Here is a 21,205-nt window from a genome sequence, read left to right as displayed (position 1 = left end):
CAGGGTATCGAGAGACACCGGATAAGTCATCCACCGCAGGCGTCGATGCCGCGCACACCCGCCGGCCAACTGTCACGAAATGAAAAGCCATTGTCGTCTGATGAGAAGCGGCTCGCCAGACTGCGTCCTACAGTCCAATCAGCGCAAATCGACGCAGCACGCCAACATTGCAGACTGGAGAATAAAAAAACATGGCCAACGCCGTACGCTTCTACGAAACCGGTGGTCCCGACGTTCTTCGTTACGAAGAGGTCGAAGTCGGTGATCCCGGTCCAGGCCAGGTTCGTCTTCGCCATGTGGCGGTCGGCCTGAACTACGCTGACACCTACTTTCGCAATGGCACCTACCCGATCCCGATGCCTAATGGCATGGGGGTTGAGGCCTCCGGTGTGGTTCAGGCCATCGGCGAGGGGGTTACCAACGTTCACGTGGGTGATCGCGTCACCTACACCGGTTTTCTCAATACTCTGGGTGCCTACAGTACCGAGCGTCTGATCCCGGCCGCACCGCTGATCAAGCTGCCGGAAACCATCAGTTTCGAGACCGCAGCAGCCATGACCATGCGGGGCCTGACGTCTTCGTACTTGATGCGGCGCATTTACGATTTCAAGGTCGGCGACAGCATTCTGCTGCACGCCGCCGCCGGTGGCGTGGGCATGATCGTTTCGCAGTGGGCCAAGCTGCTCGGCCTGACCGTCATCGGTACCGTGTCCACCGAGGTCAAGGGCGAAATCGCCCGGGCCCATGGCTGCGACCATGTCATCAATTACAGCCATGAAGACGTCGCCCAGCGCGTGCGTGAGTTGACTGACGGCGTGGGGGTCAACGTGGTGTTCGACAGTGTCGGCAAGAACACCTTCATGGGTTCGCTGGATTCGCTCAAGCGCCGCGGCCTGATGGTCTGCGTTGGCACGGCATCCGGTCCGATCCTGGCCTTGGATCCGGTACTGCTGGCAATGAAAGGCTCGTTGTTCATGACTCGTCCGGCCCTGGCCGATTACATCGCCGACCCGGCGGAAAAAGCCGCCCTGGCTGGCGAATTGTTCGACCACGTTGGCAGCGGTCGGATCAAGATCGAGATCAACCAGCACTACGCTTTGCAGGATGCCGTGCAGGCCCATCGCGACCTGGAATCACGCAAGACCACGGGCTCGTCGATTTTCGTCATTTAAGGGAGTCGTCTGCCATGAAAGTCGAACAATTGACCTGCAGCATTGGCGCCGAACTGATCGGCGTCAACCTCGCCGATGCGGTGCATGACGACGGTCTTTTTGCCGAGATTCGTGCTCAGTTGCTCAAGCATCGGGTGGTGTTCCTGCGTGATCAGGACATCAGTCGCGCCGAGCACGTGGCCTTCGCCCGCCGCTTCGGTGAGTTGGAAGATCATCCGGTGGCCGGCAGCGATCCGGATCATCCCGGGCTGGTGCGCATCTACAAGAACCCGGACCAGCCGATGGACCGCTACGAAAACGCCTGGCACACCGACGCGACCTGGCGCGAGGCGCCGCCGATGGGCTGCGTGCTGCGCTGTGTAGAGTGCCCGCCGGTGGGCGGCGACACCATGTGGGCCAACATGGTCGAGGCCTACGCGCGCTTGCCGGAGGACGTGAAGGTGAAGATCGCCGACCTGCGCGCTCGCCACAGCATCGAAGCAAGCTTTGGCGCCGCCATGCCGATCGAAAAACGTCTGGCGCTCAAGGCGATGTACCCGGATGCCGAGCACCCGGTGGTGCGCACCCACCCGGAAACCGGGGAAAAGGTGCTGTTCGTCAACGCCTTCACGACGCACTTGAGCAATTACCACACCCCCGAGCGGGTACGCTTCGGTCAGGACGCCAACCCTGGCGCGAGCGAGTTGCTGCGCTACCTGATCAGCCAGGCCTATATCCCCGAGTATCAGGTGCGCTGGCGCTGGAAACCCAACAGCATCGCCATCTGGGACAACCGCAGCACCCAACACTACGCCGTCATGGATTACCCGCCGTGCCATCGCAAGATGGAGCGTGCCGGAATCATCGGCGACAAGACCTACTGATCGACCCCTTCTGCATTCGCACTCGTAAACACGTCTGCCCGGCACGATCCCGGGTGGGCGCGACAATCATAAAAACAGGAGTAACTCATGCAATTCTTCGACGATTCCCTGCACCCGGAAAACATGGAAAAGGTGGTCATCACCGTGGCCCCGTACGGCCCGGAATGGATGCCGGAAGACTTCCCCGAAGACATCCCGCTGACCATGGCCGAACAGGTGCAAAAAGCGGTCGAATGCTATGAGGCCGGTGCCACCGTCTTGCATTTGCACGTGCGTGAGCTGGACGGCAAGGGTTCCAAGCGACTGTCCAAATTCAACGAATTGATCGCCGGCGTGCGTGAAGCCGTGCCGGACATGATCATCCAGGTCGGTGGTTCGATTTCCTTCGCGCCGGAAAGCGATGGCGAATCCGCCAAGTGGCTCTCTGACGACACACGACACATGCTGGCCGAGCTGACGCCAAAACCGGATCAGGTCACGGTGGCCATCAACACCACCCAGATGAACATCATGGAACTGCTGTATCCGGAATACCTGGAAGGCACGTCCCTGGCCAATCCCCTGTATCAGGCCGCCTACAGCGAAATGACCGTACCGGCAGGCCCGGCCTGGGTCGCCGAACACCTCAAGCGTCTGATGGACAACGGCATCCAGCCGCACTTCCAGCTGACCGGCATGCACGCGATGGAAACCCTCGAGCGTCTGGTGCGCAAGGGCGTCTACAAGGGCCCGTTGAACCTGACCTGGATCGGCATCGGTGGCGGTTTCGATGGCCCCAATCCGTTCAACTTCTTCAACTTCATCCACCGCGCGCCAGACGGTTGCACTCTGACCTCCGAGTCGCTGCTCAAGAACGTCATGCCGTTCAACACCATGTCCATGGCCATGGGTATGCACCCGCGTGTGGGCAATGAAGACACTATCATTGATCACAAGGGCGATCGTTTCGGCTCAGTTGCGCAGATCAAGCAGACCGTGCGCATCGCTCATGAACTGGGTCGCGAAATCGCCACCGGCAAAGAAGCGCGTGAGATCTACCGCATCGGCGTGCAGTACCAGAGCATCGAAGAAACGTTGCTGGCCAACGGTATGGCCCCCAACCGCAAGGCCGGGCAGAAAGGTGTGCCGCAACGCGGCTGATCGGCAGACGAAGCGGGAGATCAATGACCTCCCGCTCGCTGCACTGCAACACGCTTGATAACAACAATAAAACAAAGCTTTGAGGAGGCTGCATGGCCTTTCACCCAATCGCCGCAGACGATGACGACTGTGCTGTCGGTGTTGCGCGTCCGTATGCCTGGATCGTCTTTGCACTGACGTTCGGGCTGTTGATTTCCGATTACATGTCGCGCCAGGTGCTGAACGCGGTGTTCCCGATGCTCAAGGGCGAGTGGGCCCTGAGCGACGGTCAGCTCGGCCTGCTCAGTGGCATTGTCGCCCTGATGGTGGGGCTGCTGACAATTCCCCTGTCATTGCTGGCGGATCGCTTCGGCCGGGTCAAGAGCCTGGCGCTGATGGCTTTGCTGTGGAGCCTGGCGACGCTGGGCTGCGCAGTGGCGCAAGACTATCAGCAGATGTTCATTGCACGATTCATGGTCGGTGTCGGCGAAGCGGCGTACGGCAGCGTTGGCATCGCGGTAGTGATTTCGGTGTTTCCCAAACACCTGCGTGCAACGCTGGCCAGTGCCTTCATGGCGGGCGGCATGTTCGGTTCGGTATTAGGGATGGCGCTGGGCGGTGCAATCGCCGCCAAGCTTGGCTGGCGCTGGTCGTTTGCCGGCATGGCGCTGTTCGGCCTGCTGCTGGCAGTGCTTTACCCGGTCATCGTCAAGGAAGCACGCATTGCGCCGCAACGTGCCTCCCTGGCGGCGAACAAGGCGGCGGTAGCGGTCAAGCGTCCGTTGCGTACGCTGTTTTCCAGCCGTTCGGTGATCGCTGCCTACATTGGCAGTGGCTTGCAGCTGTTCGTCGGCGGCACCGTCATTGTGTGGATGCCCAGTTACCTCAATCGCTATTACGACATGGCCACGGACAAGGCGGGCGGCGTCGCGGCGATCATCGTGCTGTGCAGCGGTGCGGGGATGATCCTGTGCGGCATGCTCAGTGATCGACTGTCTCGCCATTCGCCGGAGCGCAAAGTCGCCTTGGCCATCGCCTATTGCCTGGGCAGTTGCCTGCTGTTGTCGGCGGCGTTCGCCCTGTCACCAGGGCCTGTGCAATTGGCGCTGATCTGCCTGGGTATGTTGATTGCCGCCGGCACGACCGGCCCTTGCGGAGCCATGGTTGCCAACCTGACCCATTACTCGGTCCATGGCACGGCCTTCGCCACGCTGACCCTGGCCAACAACATGCTGGGGCTGGCGCCGGGGCCGTTCATCACCGGCAAGCTTTCCGATGTGATCGGCTTGCAGGCCGCCTTTCAGTTTGTGCCGCTGGTCAGCATCGCGGCTGCGGCCGTGTTCTTTTATGCCAAGTGTCATTACCACAAGGACATTGCCCGGCTTAAGGGCGAGCAAGTCCACGATTCGATGAGCAAAGCGGTGTTAGAGGTGAAGTTGTGAGTGGTCGTTTACGTATTGATGTGTTCTTCGATTTCATCTGCCCCTGGTGCCTGATCGGCAAGCGTCAACTGGAGCATGCGCAGGTACAGTTTCGCAGTCGCCACCCGGATGTGCAGATCACCACGGTATGGCATGGCGTGCAGTTGCTGCCTCAGTTGCCGGTACAAGGTGAGCCCTTCGCCGACTTCTATCGCAAACGTCTGGGCAATGCCGACGCTATGACCATGCGCCAGGCCCAGGTACAGCAGGCTGCCGCGGCGGTTGGACTGACCATCGACCTCAGCCACATCGAGACGATGCCCAACACCGCAGACGCCCATCGTTTGTTCGAACGAGTCAGCGTACTGGGCAATGCTACTCAACGTGAAATGTTGCTCGAACGGCTGTTCGCCGCTTATTTCCGCAAACGCGAAAACCTGGGGTGCCGCGAGACCTTGCTCGCCATTGCCCGCTCCTGCGGCGTCGATACGGACGTGGTGCTCGATTGCCTGAAGGGCGACGCCACGCCATTTGAAGGCTTCCCCGGCGCGACCAGTGGCGTGCCGAGCTTTCAGTTCGACCGCCGCATGACGGTGATCGGTGCACAACCTGCTCAGGCGCTGCTCGGGGCCATGAACGAAGCACTCAAGGAAAGTGAGCGCGAGCGGCATCCGGCATGACGCGGCGCATTCCCGTGCCTGCCGGAAAACTCCCGCAGGCGGGCGGTCGTGCGCTGTTCGAATTCGATGACAAAAGCCTGGCGTTATTCAACGTCGAAGGTGACGTGTTCGCCATCGACGACAGTTGCCCGCACCAGGGTGCCTCGCTGTGTGGCGGGCGCCTTGAGGGGCGGGTGATTCAGTGCTGCGCCCACGGCCTGCGCTTCGATTTGCGCAGCGGTTACTTGCTCAATTCCACCGCTGTCAAAGTCGCCAACTACCCGGTCGAGATCATCGACGGCCAGGCATTCATCGTCATCGTTCCCGAGGAGGCCGCGCCATGAGCGCCATCGCTCTCACCCGTATCCACAGCCGAACGCGCGAATTGGCGCCAGGTTTTGTCGTCAGCTTGATCGTTGCTGCCGCAGCGTCCTTTTTGTCCGAGCACTACGGTGCGCCGGTGATGTTGTTCGCTTTGTTGCTGGGCATGGCGCTGAACTTTCTGGCCGGTGACGGTGCCTGCAAGGCTGGCATCGAGTTCACGGCGCGCACTGTGTTGCGCATTGGTGTGGCGCTGCTGGGTATGCGCATCACGCTCGAACAGATTGCCGCGCTGGGCTGGAAGCCTGTGGCGCTGGTGGTGATTGTGGTGGTGGTGACGATCGGCGTCTCGGTGATCGCGGCCAAGGCCATGGGATTCCAGCGTTTGTTCGGCATGCTCACCGGTGGCGCCACCGCGATTTGTGGTGCATCGGCCGCGTTGGCGCTGGCGGCGGCATTGCCCAATCATCCGCAGAAAGAGCGCGCGACGTTGTTCACGGTGATCGGGGTGTCGGCGCTGTCGACCCTGGCGATGATCGTGTACCCGATGATTGCCAACTGGCTGTCGTTGTCGCCACAAGTGGCGGGCGTGTTTCTGGGGGCGACCATCCACGATGTCGCCCAGGTCGTCGGTGCCGGTTACAGCATGTCGACCGAGACCGGCGATACGGCCACGGTGGTCAAGCTGATGCGGGTCGCCATGCTGCTGCCGGTGATCGTCTGTGCGGCCATGATCACCCGCATGCAGGGCGCCGACCCGACCGGCAAACGGCCGCCGCTGCTGCCATGGTTCGCCGTCGGGTTTCTGATTCTGGCCTGTATCAACAGCACCGGCTGGGTGGCCCCGGTGGTGCAGGGATCGGTCAATGAATTGTCGCGCTGGTGCCTGGTGGTTTCCATCAGCGCCCTGGGTATGAAGACCCAGCTCAAGGAGTTGGCCGCTGTCGGCATCAAGCCGATCCTGTTGATGGTGGGGGAGACGGTGTTCCTTGTCGTGCTGGTGCTGTTGTTGCTGCGTTGGGGCCTTTAGAGCCTGACGCGATACGCTTTATGGCAGGGCTGCACTGCGGTCGACTCCTAGTCGCAGTGGGGCTCCCGACCGGTGTCACAAATACCGGTTTTTTGCGGCGACTGCACCAGCAGTCGCCGCTTTTTTTTTGTGGAAGTCCTTGGGTCCCTTTCAGTCGTCCCAGGGTTCTGTGGAGCCGGGCAGGGCGCTCGGTTCGCTGGGTGGCTTGGGTTGTTTTTGCGCGCTGCGCCAAGCGGCCGGCGGCATGCCGAACTGGGTGATGAACCAGCGTGTGAAGGAACTCGCCATGGAGTAGCCGAGCATGTCGGCGATCCGGCCCAGCGAGTAATTCGGGTTTTCCAGGTAGCGCAGCACCAGGTCTCGGCGCACGTCGTTGATCAGGTCGTTGAAGGCGCAGCCGTCGTCTTTGAGGCGTCGTTGCAGGGTCCGAACATTCATGCCCTGGGTCTGGCCGATCTGCTCGATGGTGGCACGTCCCATCGGCAACAACAGGTAGATGGCTTTGCGCACCTCGAACAGCATCGAAGGGCCTTCGTGGTTCAGCAGCGAGTCGAGGTAACTCTGGGCGTAGCGCGCCATGGCCGGGTCGGCATGCGGGTTGGTCATGTCGAGGCTGGCATTGGGACAGACAATGCCATTGAACTCGCTGCCGAACTCCAGTTTGCAGCCGAACAGACGGCGATGCAGTTGCAGGTTGTCGGGAGGCTGGTGTGTGAAGTTGACACTGTAGGGATGCCAGTGTGCGCCGAGCAGGGCGGCACACAGGCGGAACATCACCCCGATGGCCAGTTCATTGGCTTGTCGGCAGGGCATCGGCGATTCGGTGACCACCTCTTCGCGAATGATCACCATCTTGCCAGCCTCCTCAATGAAGAGGGCCAGCGAATCGTTCATCAGATGACGGTAGTGCACCAACACTTGCAACGTATCACGCAGCGTACGCTGGTGGCTGAGCAGCAGACTGACCACGCCGAAGTCCGAGAGCTGGCGCGACTCGGCCATGCTCAGGCCGAAGCTCTGGCAGCCGCTGGCGACGGCTGAATCCTCCAGCAAACGCACGGCGGCATCGATGGGAATGCGATGTTCAGGGGCTTGCAGTTTGGCTTTGCTCAAGCCGACGCTGGCCAGGACATCGCGCGGGTTGAACCCCAGGTACTGAGTGACCTCCAGGTAGTTGGTCAAGACGGCGGCGCGAACAAGCTTGGGCATGCGAAGGTCTTTCCTGGGCCGGTTGCGATTCAAGTTTGCGTGGCGACTATATCCAGCACATCAACAATTGAACAGTTGTGACGTTGTCGAGGGCGCTCGCCCAATGCTGTCCAAAATCACACCGTCGTTGTGCAGCAATCGACGCTCACCCATTGATTACAGTGAGCTGTAGAGAACCTGCGGGGATATTCGACCAATGGTCGCTGTGCGCCAACATCTGGAAATTTGTCATGAAAAGAAAAGTGCCTGACGTCCAATGAAAAGCGCCTCGGGCGGGCGCTCTTTAATGTCAGTCCTACAAAAAGCCCCTGGCGATAGAGCCAGTCGAGTCATCGAGAAAGCGAAGGTGTTGACGTGGACAAACTGCAAACTGCCGCAACCGTTCTGATCGTACCGGGTCTGCGCGAGCACGTTGCCGAACATTGGCAAACGCTGCTTGAAGCCAGGCTGTGCAAGGTACGCAGTGTGCCGCCGCTGGACACCGACAAGCTCGATTGCAGCAAGCGGGTCGAAGCGATTCAACACACACTTGCGCAGATCGACGGGCCAGTGATTCTGGTCGCTCACAGCGCCGGCGTGTTGATGGTTGCGCACTGGGCTGCGCGGCACAGTCGGCCGATCAAAGGCGCGCTGCTGGCCACTCCGCCGGACCTTGATGCCCAATGGCCGCAGGGCTACCCCTCCGCTGAAACCCTGCGCACCCAGGGTTGGGACCCTCTACCCAAAGGCCGGTTGCCGTTCCGCAGTCTGGTGGCCGCCAGTACCAACGACCACCTCGCCAGCCTGGATGCCGCCACGCGCATGGCCGAAGGCTGGGGCAGCGATCTGCTCAATCTCGGCGAAGTGGGTCATCTCAATCCTGCTGCCGGGTATGGGCACTGGCCACAAGCCGAAGCACTCATCCTCGAACTGGACCGCTGATTCAGGCGCCGGTTGGCCCGCGCCATCCGGCATTTGCCCTCACTCCTGAAAACGTAAACCCCTCGAACAAGGGGTTGCGCGAGGGCGGCTGCGCTTAAAACAAATACAAAAAGGCGGAGACAACGCAATGCACAACAATAAGAGTCACGGGTTCGCACCCTCGCGTTACACCTTGTTGGCCTCGGCCATTCTGGCCGCAGCCGTGCCGGTCGCGCAGGCGGTCGAGCTCGACACAGGTAACCCGGACTGGACCGTGCGTCTTGATAACACCGTGAAGTACAACTACGGCGTACGCACCGAAAGCGCCGACAAGCGCATGTTGGCAACACCGAACAACAACGACGGTGACTACAACTTCCGCAAGGCCGGGACCAACATCACCAACCGTATCGACCTGTTGACCGAGATGGATGTGGTCTACCAGAACCATATGGGTTTCCGTGTCAGCGCCGCCAGTTGGTACGACAAGGCCTACGAGAACACCGGTTCCAATTCCAACCCGTTCGTCAACGGCAACGACGCAAGGTCGGGGCTGGTCGCCAACGACCCACGTCTGGCCGCGGTCACCGGTGACAACGTCGGCAACGGCAGCCCGCACCTGAGCAACTATGCCCAGCGTTACTACACCGGTCCCTCCGGAGAAATCCTCGATGCCTTCGTGTTCTACAGCACCGAAGTGGGCGAGGAGTCGCTGCTGAGCGTCAAGGCAGGACAGCACAACGTGTTCTGGGGCGAGACCACTCTCAACCCGGTGCATTCGATCAGTTACGGCCAATCCGGCCTGGACCTGGCCAAACTGGCCGCCTCGCCCGGTACCGAAGCCAAGGAGCTGTTCGTTCCGCGTAACCAGTTGTCGATGTCATTCACGGTCAATCCCGAACTGACCGTGGGTGCCCAGTATTTCCTCGATTGGGATGCCGCCCGCCTGCCTGAAGCCGGTACTTACTACGGTGGTTCCGATCTGGTCGGCTTCGGTGCGCAGTCGTTCCTGTTGGGCAACACCAATGGCGTGGTGCCGGGCAGTCCGCTGGGTTGTGGTCTGGCGCCCTGCAACGGGCTGACGAATGTGCGTCGCGGTCACGACCTGACGCCGGACAAGCGCGGTGACTGGGGCGTTATGGCCAAGTGGTCGCCGGCCTGGCTGGATGGCACCCTCGGCGTTTACTACCGCGAAACCTCGGAAATTCTGCCGCAAGCCTGGCTGGATGCCAGAGGCCTGAGTTCGGCCAACCCCAACGGCACCCGGCCGGCAGGGCAAGTGCCTGCGGTGGTCAATACGCTCAACTCGCTGAGCACCGCCACCTATCAAATGGCCTATGCCGACAACATCAAGATCGTTGGCCTGAGCCTGTCCAAGGATGTGGGCGGTGTGAGTGTGGGTTCGGACCTGAACATTCGTCACAACATGCCGCTGGCCAGTATTCCGGCGGTTGTCAGCACTAACAGTCCGCTGGGCCTGGGCGCGGGTCTTGGCCTGTTGCCGGCGCGTACGGCGGCCACCGGTGTGGTCTATGACACCCCGGAGAAGGGCGACAGCATGGCCGCCACCGGCGACACCTTGCACTGGACGCTCAACGGTCTGATGACCATTGCTAAAACGCCTGTGTTCGATTCGGCAACCCTGCTGGGCGAGCTGTATTACAGCAACCTGCTCAAGCTCGATAGCAAGAACGAAGCGCTCTACAAGGGCAATGACACCTATCGCGGCATCGACCAGCCGACCCGGGACAACTGGGGCATCGCGGTCAACTTCACACCGACCTGGTATCAAGTGTTTCCCGGTGTCGACCTCAACGCGCCGATGTCCATCAACGTCGGTCTCGATGGCGTCTCACCGGTCTCCGGTGGCGGTGCCAAAGACACCGGTAACTACGCCATCGGCCTCGGGGCCGTTGTGTACAACAAATACTTTGTCGACCTGAAGTACGTGGACTCTTTCGGCAAGGCCGACAAGTGCAATGTCAGTGGCGTGAGTACCGGCCCGAGCGGAGGTGACGGCGCTGCGCCGAACGCCTTTAGCGGCAACGAAAACTACGCCTGTTACGCCGGTGGCTACTCAGCCTTTTCCGGTGGGGGTGCAACGACTGAGGACCGTGGCGCCGTTTACCTGACGATGAAAACCACTTTTTGATTCACCACTGATTTGCTCAACGCAAGCAGGAGAATAACAAGATGAAATTCGCCAAAACCGTGTTGGCCGCTTCGCTGGCCATGGTCCTTGCCGCCCAGGCGCAGGCCGCTGTTTCACCCCAGGACGTTGCGAAACTCGGCAGCAGCCTGACCCTGGTGGGCGCCGAAAAGGCCGGGAACGCTGATGGTTCCATCCCTGCTTATGAAGGTGGCCTGACCACGCCGCCGGCCAGTTTCAAATCCGGTGACAGCATGCGTCCGGATCCCTTCGTCAACGAAAAACCGTTGCTGGTGATCGACGGCAAAAACGTCGATCAGTACAAGGGCTTGCTCAGTGCAACCACGGCGGAACTGGCCAAACGTTTCCCGAGCTTCCACGTCAATGTCTACCCGACCCACCGCACCGTTTCGCTGCCCAAAGCCATCCTCGATAACGGTGTGAAGAATGCCAGCGGCGCCAAGTCCCTCGAAGGCGGTTTGGCCATCGATAACGTGCTGCCGGGCGTGCCGTTCCCGATCCCGCAGTCGGGCAACGAAGCGATGTGGAACTTCCTGCTGCGCTATCAAGGCGTGAGCATCAATTCCAAGTACGACTCCTGGAACGTCGACTCCGCCGGCGTGCCGAGCCTGGCGACCACCGGGCAGGCGTTCATTTCCTATCCGATCTACGAAAACCTGACGCAGCCGATCAGCAGCGCCGACGTGTACTACCAGATGAAGCTGTCCTACACCGGCCCCGCACGCCGGGCCGGTGAAGCGGTGATGCTCAAGGACGCCGCTAATCCTCTGCAGCAACCGCGCCGCGCCTGGCAATACCTGCCTGGCCAGCGTCGGGTCAAGCTGGCACCGAACCTGGCGTACGACACGCCTAACCCCGGCACCGCCGGCGCGGGCACCTACGACGATGTTTTCGTGTTCAACGGTGCACTGGACCGCTACGACTGGAAGTTGGTGGGCAAGCAGGAAATGATCGTGCCGTACAACACCTACAAGCTGACCTACGCCCAGGACCCCAAGTCGCTGACCACCGCCAATCACCTGGCTCCCGATTACGTGCGTTGGGAAAAACACCGCGTCTGGGTGGTGGAGGGCAACCTCAAGGCCGGCGCTCGACACATCTATCAGAAGCGTCGCTTCTACCTTGATGAAGACAGCTGGACCGCTCTGGCCTCTGACCAATACGACGCCCGTGGTCAGCTGTACCGTGGCTCCTTCGCGTTCCTCAGCCAGAGCTACGACAAGCAGATCCCGGATTCCACGCCCTTCATGATCTACGACCTGGTGGGTGGCTCCTACAACATCAACGGCGTGGTCGGGCCTTACGGCGGCATCAAGTACATCGATCCGCTTTCCAAGGCGCAATGGTCGTCGGAATCCCTGGCCGGCGCCGGTATTCGCTGAGCCAACCGCAAAAACGCTCGCTCGACTCACTGCTCACGAGGCGGTGGGAGCGAGCGGGCGCCAGGTTTCAACGTCAGACACACGGATGTGTGTCCCGGCGCGGTTTTCCGAAGAGGACGCGGTATGTGTTCGTATAAGAATTATTTGCAGGTGGCGTTTGGCGTTGTGCTCGGCCTGTTGCAGGGCGTCACCCACGCGGCCGATTACGTTGATGTGCTGGACCTGCCCGCCAGGGTCAGCGCCTTGGCCATCAACAGTCCGTTGTCCGGCATGGCCCGCGCCGGTGAGCGCGTGATCGCCGTCGGCCAGCGTGGCCATATTCTGTTTTCCGATGATTCCGGCAAGCACTGGCAGCAGGCAGCGGTGCCGGTCAGTGCCGACCTCAATGCCGTGAGTTTTCCTTCTGCCACCCAGGGCTGGGCGGTGGGCGGCGACGGCGTGGTGTTGCACAGCAACGACGCGGGTGCGACCTGGCGCAAGCAACTGGACGGCCGCGAGATCGGTGCCTTGCTGGTCAAGCATTACCAGGCGTTGGCCCGTGCAGAACCTGGCAACGAACAATGGCCACTGCTGGTCGCCGAAGGTGAGCGCCTGGTGGCGCAGGGCGCCGACAAACCCTTGCTCGATGTCTGGTTCGCCAACGACCGCCTCGGCTATGTGGTCGGGGTGTTCAACCTGATCCTGCGCACCGAGGATGGCGGCCAGAGCTGGACCCCGTTCCAGGACCGCACCGACAACCCGCAGGGCTTTCACCTCAACGCCATCGCCTCCACCGGCGATGCGCTGTACATCGCCGGCGAGCAGGGCTTGTTGCTGAAATGGGATGACGCCCAACAGCGGTTCGCCGCCGTGCAGACACCTTATCAGGGCAGTTTTTTCGGCGTGCTCGGTAAGCCCGGGGAAGCGCTCGTTTACGGCTTGCGCGGCAATGTGCTGCGCAGCACCGATGGCGGTCGCAGCTGGACCCCTCAGGAAAGTGGCCTGCACGTCAGCATCACCGCCGGCATCGTCGATGCGCAGGGTGATTACCGCTTGTTCACTCAGGGCGGGCAGATGCTGGTGAGCCAGGGCGCCGGTGCGCAAATGCACTGGGTGCAGCAAGCCGAGCCGGTCCCGGTGACTGGCGTCACGCGCGCCGCCGACGGTGCGCTGGTGGTGGTTGGCAGCCGTGGTGCACGGACGCTGCCCGTTGAATAAGCCCTCGAACCCTTAGAGCGAGAACCCAGACATGGGCAATATCAAACAAGAAACCATGCCGGTGATCCGCGATCTGCGTGACTTCGACCGCCAATCCGGCAATCGGCTGGAGCGGCTGGTGTTCAACTACCGTCCGCTGTTCATGCTGCTGATGGCACTGGCCACCGTGGTGCTGGGCTACATGGCCGCGACTCGCCTGGAGCTGCGTCCAAGCTTCGAGAAAATGATTCCGCAGAGTCAGCCGTACATCCAGAACTTCCTGGAAAACCGCCAGTCGTTGCGCGGTTTGGGCAACTCGGTGCGGGTGGTGGTGGAGAACACTCAGGGCGATATTTTCGACCCCGGTTACCTCGACGTGCTCAAGCAGGTCAATGACAAATTGTTCCTCACCGAAGGTGTCGACCGCGCCTGGATGAAGTCGTTGTGGAGCCCGGCGGTGCGCTGGACTGAAGTCACCGAGGAAGGTTTTCAGGGTGGTCCGGTGATGCCCGATACTTATGAGGGCAAGCCTGAGCAAATCGAACAGCTGCGCCAGAACATTTCCCGCGCCGGTATCGTCGGCAGTCTGGTGGCCAGCGACTACAAGTCGAGCATGCTGATCGTGCCGCTGCTGGACAAGGCCACGGCCAGCGGTCAACGCATCGACTACCACGCCTTTTCGCAGATGCTCGAAGAGCAGTTGCGCGACAAGATCGAGTTCGCCGGCGACAGCGCTGCACGCAAGGCCGGGGAGGAGGGCACGGGCCAGTACAAAGTCCGGGTGATTGGTTTCGCCAAACTGATGGGCGACCTGATCGATGGGCTGATTCAGGTGATGATGTTCTTCGGCCTGGCCGTCGTCACTTCGCTGATCATCATTTACGCCTACACCCGATGCGTTCGCAGCACCTTGCTGGTGGTCGGCTGCTCGCTGATCGCGGTGGTCTGGCAACTGGGCATCGTCGCCTGGCTCGGCTATGCCATCGACCCGTACTCGGTGCTGGTGCCTTTTCTGATTTTCGCCATCGGTGTGTCCCATGCGGCGCAGAAGATGAACGGGATCATGCAAGACATCGCCCGTGGCACCCACAAACTCATCGCCGCACGCTACACCTTCCGCCGTCTGTTCATTGCCGGCGTCACCGCGTTGCTGGCCGACGCCGTCGGATTCGCGGTGCTGATGCTTATCGATATTCCGGTGATCCGGGACCTGGCGATCACCGCCAGTATCGGTGTGGCGGTGCTGATTTTCACCTCGCTATTGCTGATGCCGGTGGCGCTGTCTTACGTCGGTGTCGGCGCCAGGGCTGCCGAACGTGCGCTGAAAATCGACACGCGCGCAGAAGGGCACAAAGGCTTCGGCAAACTGTGGGACTTGCTCGACCGTTTCACCACGGCCAAATGGGCCACCGGGGCGGTATTGGTCGCGGTGCTGATGGGCATCGGCGGCTTCATGGTCAGCCTGCAACTGAAGATCGGCGATCTGGAAAGTGGCGCACCGGAGTTGCGTGCCGACTCTCGCTATAACCGTGACAACGCCTACATCACCAGCCACTACGCGCTGTCCAGCGACCTGTTCGCGGTGATGATCAAGACCGCACCGGAAGGCTGTCTGAACTACAAGACGCTGATCCTCGCCGACCGACTGGCCTGGGAGCTGCAGCAATATCCGGGCGTACAAGCCACGGCCTCGCTGGTCAACGCGGTGCGCCAAATCACCGCCGGCACCTATGAAGGCAACCCCAAGCTCAACAGCATCCAGCGCAATCAGGACGTGCTGAACTATGCCGCGCAGCAAGCCTCGGTCAACTCCCCGGAGTTGTTCAACACTGATTGTTCGCTGATGCCGGTGATCACCTTCCTCAAGGACCACAAGGCCGAGACGCTGGATGCGGTGGTGGGTATCGCCGAAAAATTCGCCCGGGAGAACAACAGCGAAGATCGACAGTTCCTGCTGGCGGCCGGGTCGGCCGGGATTGAGGCGGCGACCAACATGGTGGTGCGCGAGGCCAATCGCACCATGCTGTTGTACGTCTATGCGGCGGTGACGTTGTTCTGCCTGATCACCTTCCGCAGTTGGCGCGCGACCCTGGTAGCCCTGTTGCCACTGGTGCTGACTTCGATCCTCTGCGAAGCGTTGATGGTAGTCATGGGCATTGGTGTGAAAGTCGCGACCCTGCCGGTGATCGCATTGGGCGTGGGAATCGGCGTGGATTACGCGTTGTACCTGCTCAGCGTGCAGTTGCATTACCAGCGTCAGGGCCTGCCCCTGTCTCAGGCTTACCGCAACGCCGTGTCGTTTACCGGCCGGGTAGTGGGTCTGGTGGGCATCACCCTGGCGGCCGGCGTGGTGTGCTGGGTCTGGTCGCCGATCAAGTTCCAGGCTGACATGGGCATCCTGCTGACCTTCATGTTCCTGTGGAACATGCTGGGCGCGCTGGTGCTGATTCCTGCCCTGTCTTATTTCCTGCTGCGTCACCCCGTTCCGCAAGCCCAAGTGGCGCAAGCCGGTACAACCGGCACATCCCGACGCCAGGGCATGCCGCATGCCCTGACCACTTCCGAGTAAGCCAACCATGTCTGATTACAAAGCTCCTTTGCGCGATATGCGCTTCGTACTCAACGAAGTCTTCCAGGTGTCCAGGTTATGGGCCAAATTGCCTGGCCTGGCCGAGGTGATCGATGAAGAAACGGCCGCCGCGATCCTTGAAGAGGCTGGCAAAATCAGTGGCGAAGTTATCGCACCGTTGAACCGCAGCAGTGATGAACAAGGCTGCACCTGGAGCAATGGCACGGTCACGGCGCCGGACGGTTTTGCCGCGGCCTACCAGGCATTCGCCGAAGGCGGTTGGGTGGGTGTTGGCGGTGATCCGCAGTTCGGTGGCATGGGCATGCCCAAGGCTATTTCGGCTCAGGTCGAGGAGATGATCAACTCGGCCAGTCTGTCGTTCGGCCTGTACCCGATGCTGACCGCCGGTGCGTGCCTGTCGATCAATGCCCACGCCAGTCAGGAACTCAAGGAACGCTATCTGCCGAACATGTACGCCGGCACTTGGACCGGTTCGATGTGCCTGACTGAGGCGCATGCCGGCACGGATCTGGGCCTGATTCGCACCCGAGCCGAACCTCAGGCCGACGGCAGTTTCAAGATCAGCGGCAGCAAGATTTTCATTACCGGCGGTGAGCACGACCTGACCGAAAACATTATCCATCTGGTACTGGCGCGGTTACCGGATGCGCCTGCCGGTCCCAAAGGTATTTCCCTGTTTCTGGTGCCCAAGGTGCTGGTCAATGCCGATGGCTCGCTGGGCGAGCGCAACTCGCTGTCCTGCGGTTCAATCGAGCACAAGATGGGTATCAAGGCTTCTGCCACGTGCGTGATGAACTTTGACGGGGCGACCGGCTGGATCATCGATGCGCCGAACAAGGGCCTGGCGGCAATGTTCACCATGATGAACTACGAACGTTTGGGCGTGGGTATCCAGGGTCTGGCGTTGGGTGAGCGCTCGTACCAGAACGCTGTCGAATACGCCCGTGACCGTCTGCAAAGCCGTTCGCCGACGGGTGCGCAGAACAAGGACAAAGCCGCTGACCCGATCATCGTGCATCCGGATGTACGGCGCATGCTGTTGACCATGAAAGCCTTGAACGAAGGCGGGCGGGCGTTCTCCAGCTACGTGGCCCTGCAAATGGATACCGCCAAATACAGCGATGACGCGGCAACCCGCAGCCGCGCCCAGGAGCTGGTGTCGCTGCTGACCCCGGTGGCCAAGGCGTTCCTCACCGACATGGGGTTGGAAACCACGGTGCATGGCCAGCAGATCTTCGGCGGCCACGGTTACATCCGTGAATGGGGCCAGGAGCAATTGGTTCGCGACGTGCGCATCACCCAGATCTACGAAGGCACCAACGGTATCCAGTCACTGGACCTGGCCGGGCGCAAAATCGTCGGCAGCGGCGGGGCGCTGTACCGGCTGTTCGCTTCGGAAATCCGCAACTTTACCGCCAATGCCTGCGCTGACCTCGGCGAGTTCACCAAACCGTTGAACGCCGCCGTCGACACCCTCGACGAACTGACCGCATGGCTGCTGGACCGAGCCCAGAGCAACCCGAATGAAATCGGCGCGGCTTCGGTCGAGTACCTGCACGTGTTCGGCTACACCGCGTACGCCTACATGTGGACGCGAATGGCGAAAACCGCCATGAGCACGCATTCCAAGGACGCTTTCTATGCCAGCAAACTGGCCACCGCGCGCTTCTACTTCGCCCATCTGCTGCCACGCATCCACTCGTTGAGCGTGTCGGCCAAGGCTGGCAGCGAATGCCTCTATCAATTGGATGCAGAGCAGTTCTGAGCCCACGTAAAAAGGACCGGGAACCCCAACCATGATGGCGACAAAAATAATTCCGCCCGCCGACGGCGCCTACGCCTATCCCTTGCTGATCAAGCAATTGTTGCTCTCCGGTGTGCGCTACGAGCCGGGCCGGGAAATCGTCTATGCCGACAAGTTGCGCTACAGCTACCAGACCCTCAACCAGCGGATCCGCCGGCTGGCCAACGCCTTGACCGCTGCCGGCGTCAAGGCCGGGGATACGGTGGCCTTGCTCGACTGGGATAGCCATCGTTACCTGGAATGCTTCTTTGCCGTACCGATGATCGGCGCGGTGCTGCATACCGTGAACATCCGTCTTTCGCCGAATCAGGTGCTCTTCACCATGAACCATGCCGAAGACGACCTGGTGCTGGTGCATGACGATTTTCTGCCTCTGGTTGAACAGATTCAGGGGCAGCTCAAAACCGTCAAAGGTTACCTGCAGCTTACGGACGACACAGCAACTCATACGTCGCTACCGGTGCTGGGGGAATATGAAAACCTGTTGTCCGGGTCGGCCGACCAGTACGACTTTCCCGATTTCGATGAAAACTCCGTCGCGACCCTTTTCTACACGACGGGCACCACTGGCGCCCCTAAAGGCGTGTATTTCACCCACCGTCAATTGGTCCTGCACACCTTGAATGCCGTGGGCACGTTGGGTGTCTATCAGGGGTTGCCGCTGCTGCGCTCCGATGATGTCTACATGTCGATCACACCGATGTTTCACGTGCATGCCTGGGGTGTGCCCTATGTCGCCACCCTGATGGGGATCAAGCAGGTGTACCCCGGCCGCTACGAGCCCAACAGCCTGGTCAGGCTGTATCGAGAGGAGAAGGTCACGTTCTCCCACTGTGTGCCGACCATTCTGCAAATGATCCTGAACTGCGAGGAAGCGGCACAGACCCGTTTTGATGGCTGGAAAATGCTCCTGGGTGGCAGCGCACTGACGTTGGGAATTGCCAGCGAAGCGAGTGCCAAAGGTATTCAGGTGCACAGCGGTTACGGCATGTCGGAAACCTGCCCATTGCTGTGCCTGACTTACCTGCGTGACGAAGACCTTGAACTATCCACGCAAGCCCAACTGGCCGTCCGCATCAAGACTGGCATGCCTGTGCCGATGGTCGACCTGAAAATCATCGATGCCAGTGGCAATGACGTTGCCCATGACGGCGAGTCCCTGGGCGAGATCGTAGTGCGCGCGCCCTGGCTGACTCAAGGTTATTTGAAGGAGCCCGAAAAGGGCGCCGAGTTGTGGCACAACGGCTGGCTGCACACCGGCGACATGGCCTCTATCGACGCGTTGGGTGGAGTGGAAATCAAGGATCGCATCAAGGATGTCATCAAGACGGGCGGGGAGTGGATCAGCTCCCTGGAACTGGAGAGCCTGATCAGCGAGCACCCAGCCGTCATGTCGGTCGCCGTCGTGGGCGTTGCGGACGAGCAATGGGGCGAACGGCCGATGGCGCTGGTTGTGTGCGAGCCTGGGCAGTATCTCGACCGCAAGATTCTGGAGACGCACCTTCAAGGGTTTGTCGAGCGTGGCCGCATCAACAAATGGGCGATCCCCAAGCAGTTCAAGTTCGTCGCCGAGATCCCTAAAACCAGCGTCGGGAAGATCAATAAAAAGCTCATCCGGGAAAGCGAATTGAGCAGCAGGGGATAGCTATGGTTTTCGTTCGGGCAGAAGCGCCCACCAAGCCATCGAAACAGCCCGCGCCCATGTGGCGGCGGGTCACCGCTGGTGCGCGGAACTCGATCTTGAGAAATTCTTTGATCGGGTCAATCACGATGTGTTGATCGCCTATGTGCAGCGTCAGGTCGAAGACCGACGGGTACTCACGCTGATCCGTAGCTATCTCGAGGCCGGCGTGATGTCAGGTGGGATCGCCAGCCGACGGCAAGGCGGCCCGTTCTTGCCGTTGCTGTCGAATATCCTACTCAACGAACTCAACCTCGAACTGGAGCGGTGGGGCCATCGCTTCGTGCGCTATGCCGACGATGCGAACATCTATGCACGCAGTCCTCGGGCTGGCGGACGATACTGGCTTGCTCACCGAAGTCGAACAGTTAAGCGAAACGCCACTTACACATTAAGCCCGATGCCTCTCCGCCCTGACGGGGGGCTGTCAATTGCATCTCAGTAAAACAATCATAGAGAGCGCAGAATGAAGTTCAGTTTTGTAGATAACAGCAAGCCGAGCCGCCGGCGCGTTCTACGCGATGCCTTCACACTGGCTTTGGCGGCCTCTCCGTTGGCAAGCCTCGTCAAGGCAGCCGACGAAACCGCCGAAGAAGTGACCTTTGCTGCTGGCCCACGGCCGCTGGTGCAATACCCGCAAAAACGACCGTTGACCCTGGTGACCACTCGCCCGCCGCACCTTGAGACGCCATTCCCCATCTTCAACGAAGGGCCCATCACGCCGAATGACGCCTTTTTTGTGCGTTACCATCTGGCCAATTTCCCTACCAGCATCGATCCGGACAGTTACCGTCTGACGATCAAGGGCTTGGTCAACACACCGCTGTCACTGTCCCTAGCAGAACTCAAGACTCTGGCCGAACCGGTAGAAGTGGTGGCCGTCAATCAGTGTTCGGGTAACAGCCGTGGCTTCTCGATGCCGCGCGTGTTCGGCGCTCAGCTGGGTAATGGTTCAATGGGTAATGCCCGCTGGGTGGGGGTACCGCTCAAGGCGGTATTGGAAAAAGCGGGTGTGAAAGCCGACGCCAAGCAAGTGACATTCCGTGGGCTCGATAAGCCAGTGCTGCCGAGCACGCCGGAGTTTATCAAGGCCCTGGACATCAGCCATGCCATGGACGGTGAACCCATGATCGCCTGGTCGATGAACGGTACCGACCTGCCATTCCTCAACGGTTACCCGATACGTCTGGTGGTGCCAGGCTACTTCGGCACGTACTGGGTCAAGCACCTGAGTGAGATCGAAGTCGTCGACCACACCTACGACGGTTTCTTCATGGCTAAAGGCTACCGCGTTCCGGACAACGATTGTTTCTGTATCGCTCCCGGCACCACTGCGGCGCAAACTCAGCCGATTTCCAAGTTGCCGGTACGCAGCTTCATCACCAGCGTCAAACACGGCGATGTGTTGCCGCTGAAAAAAAGCGTGGTGCTCAAGGGCATCGCGTTCGACGGCGGCGTTGGGGTCAACAAGGTGGAAATGTCGATCGACGGTGGAAAAAGTTGGCGCGAAGCCAAGCTTGGGCAGGATCTTGGCCGTTTCTCCTTCCGTGAATGGACGCTGCCGATCACCTTTACCAGCAAGGGCGCCACACAGTTGATGGTGCGAGCCAGTAACAGTGCGGGCGAGACGCAACCGCTGCGAGCCGACTGGAACCCCGGTGGCTACCGCCGCCACGTCGTAGAAACCAGCCACGTGACCGTCGCCTGA

General features: G+C 60.6%; 16 protein-coding genes and 1 pseudogene. 16 read left to right on the top strand and 1 reads right to left on the bottom strand.

All coding sequences use genetic code 11. The annotated features are described in order from the left end of the window. Nucleotides 1-191 precede the first annotated feature (191 nt). The 7 genes from ACYZT7_RS19905 (at nt 192) to ACYZT7_RS19875 (ending at nt 6,585) form a co-directional block, all read left to right on the top strand. A complete protein-coding gene (locus tag ACYZT7_RS19905; protein ID WP_462037910.1) occupies nt 192-1,172 on the top strand; it encodes a quinone oxidoreductase family protein in 981 nt (326 codons plus the stop codon). Between the two features lie 14 nt (nt 1,173-1,186). Next, entirely contained in the window at nt 1,187-2,035 is an 849-nt protein-coding gene (locus tag ACYZT7_RS19900) for a TauD/TfdA dioxygenase family protein (RefSeq protein WP_462037909.1), read from the top strand. An 87-nt stretch (nt 2,036-2,122) separates the two neighbouring features. Beyond that, nucleotides 2,123-3,175 (top strand): beta-keto acid cleavage family enzyme, encoded by a 1,053-nt coding sequence (locus ACYZT7_RS19895; RefSeq protein WP_462037908.1) that lies wholly within the window; start codon nt 2,123-2,125, stop codon nt 3,173-3,175. Nucleotides 3,176-3,267: 92 nt separating this feature from the next. Beyond that, nucleotides 3,268-4,596: an MFS transporter gene (locus ACYZT7_RS19890; protein WP_462037907.1), complete on the top strand. Its 1,329-nt coding sequence runs from the start codon at nt 3,268-3,270 to the stop codon at nt 4,594-4,596. Further along, the gene (locus tag ACYZT7_RS19885) at nt 4,593-5,255 is read left to right on the top strand and encodes a DsbA family oxidoreductase (RefSeq protein WP_462037906.1); all 663 of its coding nucleotides are present in this window, start codon (nt 4,593-4,595) and stop codon (nt 5,253-5,255) included. Before ACYZT7_RS19890 ends, ACYZT7_RS19885 begins: the two co-directional genes overlap by 4 nt. After that, nucleotides 5,252-5,578, top strand: coding sequence for a Rieske (2Fe-2S) protein (locus ACYZT7_RS19880; protein ID WP_462037905.1), 327 nt, complete (start codon nt 5,252-5,254; stop codon nt 5,576-5,578). Before ACYZT7_RS19885 ends, ACYZT7_RS19880 begins: the two co-directional genes overlap by 4 nt. Beyond that, on the top strand, nt 5,575-6,585 hold the full coding sequence (locus tag ACYZT7_RS19875; protein WP_415760251.1) for a YeiH family protein: 1,011 nt from the start codon (nt 5,575-5,577) through the stop codon (nt 6,583-6,585). The genes ACYZT7_RS19880 and ACYZT7_RS19875 overlap by 4 nt, the downstream gene beginning before the upstream one ends. A 150-nt stretch (nt 6,586-6,735) precedes the next feature. Here ACYZT7_RS19875 and ACYZT7_RS19870 read toward each other — a convergent pair whose 3' ends face one another. Then, nucleotides 6,736-7,794 carry an AraC family transcriptional regulator gene (locus ACYZT7_RS19870; protein ID WP_462037904.1) on the bottom strand — a complete coding sequence of 353 codons (1,059 nt, stop codon included), beginning with the start codon at nt 7,792-7,794 and terminating at the stop codon, nt 6,736-6,738. Nucleotides 7,795-8,148: 354 nt separating this feature from the next. Here ACYZT7_RS19870 and ACYZT7_RS19865 point away from each other — a divergent pair, with 354 nt between their 5' ends. The 9 genes and pseudogenes from ACYZT7_RS19865 to sorA all read left to right on the top strand — a co-directional run bounded on the left by ACYZT7_RS19865 (nt 8,149) and on the right by sorA (nt 21,205). Then, entirely contained in the window at nt 8,149-8,715 is a 567-nt protein-coding gene (locus ACYZT7_RS19865; RefSeq protein WP_462037903.1) for an RBBP9/YdeN family alpha/beta hydrolase, read from the top strand. A 127-nt stretch (nt 8,716-8,842) separates the two neighbouring features. Then, entirely contained in the window at nt 8,843-10,846 is a 2,004-nt protein-coding gene (locus ACYZT7_RS19860) for a DUF1302 domain-containing protein (RefSeq protein ID WP_462037902.1), read from the top strand. Between the two features lie 41 nt (nt 10,847-10,887). Further along, complete coding sequence (locus tag ACYZT7_RS19855) at nt 10,888-12,246, top strand: DUF1329 domain-containing protein (protein ID WP_462037901.1); 1,359 nt, start codon at nt 10,888-10,890, stop codon at nt 12,244-12,246. Between the two features lie 123 nt (nt 12,247-12,369). Next, the gene (locus tag ACYZT7_RS19850) at nt 12,370-13,443 is read left to right on the top strand and encodes a WD40/YVTN/BNR-like repeat-containing protein (protein WP_462037900.1); all 1,074 of its coding nucleotides are present in this window, start codon (nt 12,370-12,372) and stop codon (nt 13,441-13,443) included. Nucleotides 13,444-13,474: 31 nt separating this feature from the next. Then, nucleotides 13,475-15,991, top strand: a complete 2,517-nt coding sequence (locus ACYZT7_RS19845) for an efflux RND transporter permease subunit (RefSeq protein WP_462037899.1) — start codon at nt 13,475-13,477, stop codon at nt 15,989-15,991. A gap of 7 nt (nt 15,992-15,998) precedes the next feature. After that, nucleotides 15,999-17,777: an acyl-CoA dehydrogenase C-terminal domain-containing protein gene (locus ACYZT7_RS19840; RefSeq protein WP_462037898.1), complete on the top strand. Its 1,779-nt coding sequence runs from the start codon at nt 15,999-16,001 to the stop codon at nt 17,775-17,777. Nucleotides 17,778-17,808: 31 nt separating this feature from the next. Then, nucleotides 17,809-19,461, top strand: coding sequence for a fatty acid--CoA ligase (locus tag ACYZT7_RS19835; protein ID WP_462037897.1), 1,653 nt, complete (start codon nt 17,809-17,811; stop codon nt 19,459-19,461). Beyond that, nucleotides 19,460-19,837 (top strand): annotated as a pseudogene (locus tag ACYZT7_RS19830) (reverse transcriptase domain-containing protein); the annotation flags it as partial. The gene ACYZT7_RS19835 and the pseudogene ACYZT7_RS19830, both read left to right, overlap by 2 nt. A gap of 126 nt (nt 19,838-19,963) precedes the next feature. Then, complete coding sequence (sorA, locus tag ACYZT7_RS19825) at nt 19,964-21,205, top strand: SorA family sulfite dehydrogenase catalytic subunit (protein WP_462037896.1); 1,242 nt, start codon at nt 19,964-19,966, stop codon at nt 21,203-21,205.

This window comes from Pseudomonas sp. RT4P38 (assembly GCF_054897765.1).
Note: the sequence above shows the minus strand (reverse complement) of the source record. Positions and strands in the feature narration are given on the sequence as shown.

Excerpts from the sequence above, each read along its gene's own strand:
- ACYZT7_RS19905 (WP_462037910.1), top strand. The coding sequence starts at position 192 with ATGGCCAACGCCGTACGCTTCTACGAAACCGGTGGTCCCGACGTTCTT.
- ACYZT7_RS19900 (WP_462037909.1), top strand. The coding sequence starts at position 1,187 with ATGAAAGTCGAACAATTGACCTGCAGCATTGGCGCCGAACTGATCGGC.
- ACYZT7_RS19895 (WP_462037908.1), top strand. The coding sequence starts at position 2,123 with ATGCAATTCTTCGACGATTCCCTGCACCCGGAAAACATGGAAAAGGTG.
- ACYZT7_RS19890 (WP_462037907.1), top strand. The coding sequence starts at position 3,268 with ATGGCCTTTCACCCAATCGCCGCAGACGATGACGACTGTGCTGTCGGT.
- ACYZT7_RS19880 (WP_462037905.1), top strand. The coding sequence starts at position 5,252 with ATGACGCGGCGCATTCCCGTGCCTGCCGGAAAACTCCCGCAGGCGGGC.
- ACYZT7_RS19875 (WP_415760251.1), top strand. The coding sequence starts at position 5,575 with ATGAGCGCCATCGCTCTCACCCGTATCCACAGCCGAACGCGCGAATTG.
- ACYZT7_RS19870 (WP_462037904.1), bottom strand. The coding sequence starts at position 7,794 with ATGCCCAAGCTTGTTCGCGCCGCCGTCTTGACCAACTACCTGGAGGTC.
- ACYZT7_RS19860 (WP_462037902.1), top strand. The coding sequence starts at position 8,843 with ATGCACAACAATAAGAGTCACGGGTTCGCACCCTCGCGTTACACCTTG.
- ACYZT7_RS19855 (WP_462037901.1), top strand. The coding sequence starts at position 10,888 with ATGAAATTCGCCAAAACCGTGTTGGCCGCTTCGCTGGCCATGGTCCTT.
- ACYZT7_RS19850 (WP_462037900.1), top strand. The coding sequence starts at position 12,370 with ATGTGTTCGTATAAGAATTATTTGCAGGTGGCGTTTGGCGTTGTGCTC.
- ACYZT7_RS19845 (WP_462037899.1), top strand. The coding sequence starts at position 13,475 with ATGGGCAATATCAAACAAGAAACCATGCCGGTGATCCGCGATCTGCGT.
- ACYZT7_RS19840 (WP_462037898.1), top strand. The coding sequence starts at position 15,999 with ATGTCTGATTACAAAGCTCCTTTGCGCGATATGCGCTTCGTACTCAAC.
- ACYZT7_RS19835 (WP_462037897.1), top strand. The coding sequence starts at position 17,809 with ATGATGGCGACAAAAATAATTCCGCCCGCCGACGGCGCCTACGCCTAT.
- sorA (WP_462037896.1), top strand. The coding sequence starts at position 19,964 with ATGAAGTTCAGTTTTGTAGATAACAGCAAGCCGAGCCGCCGGCGCGTT.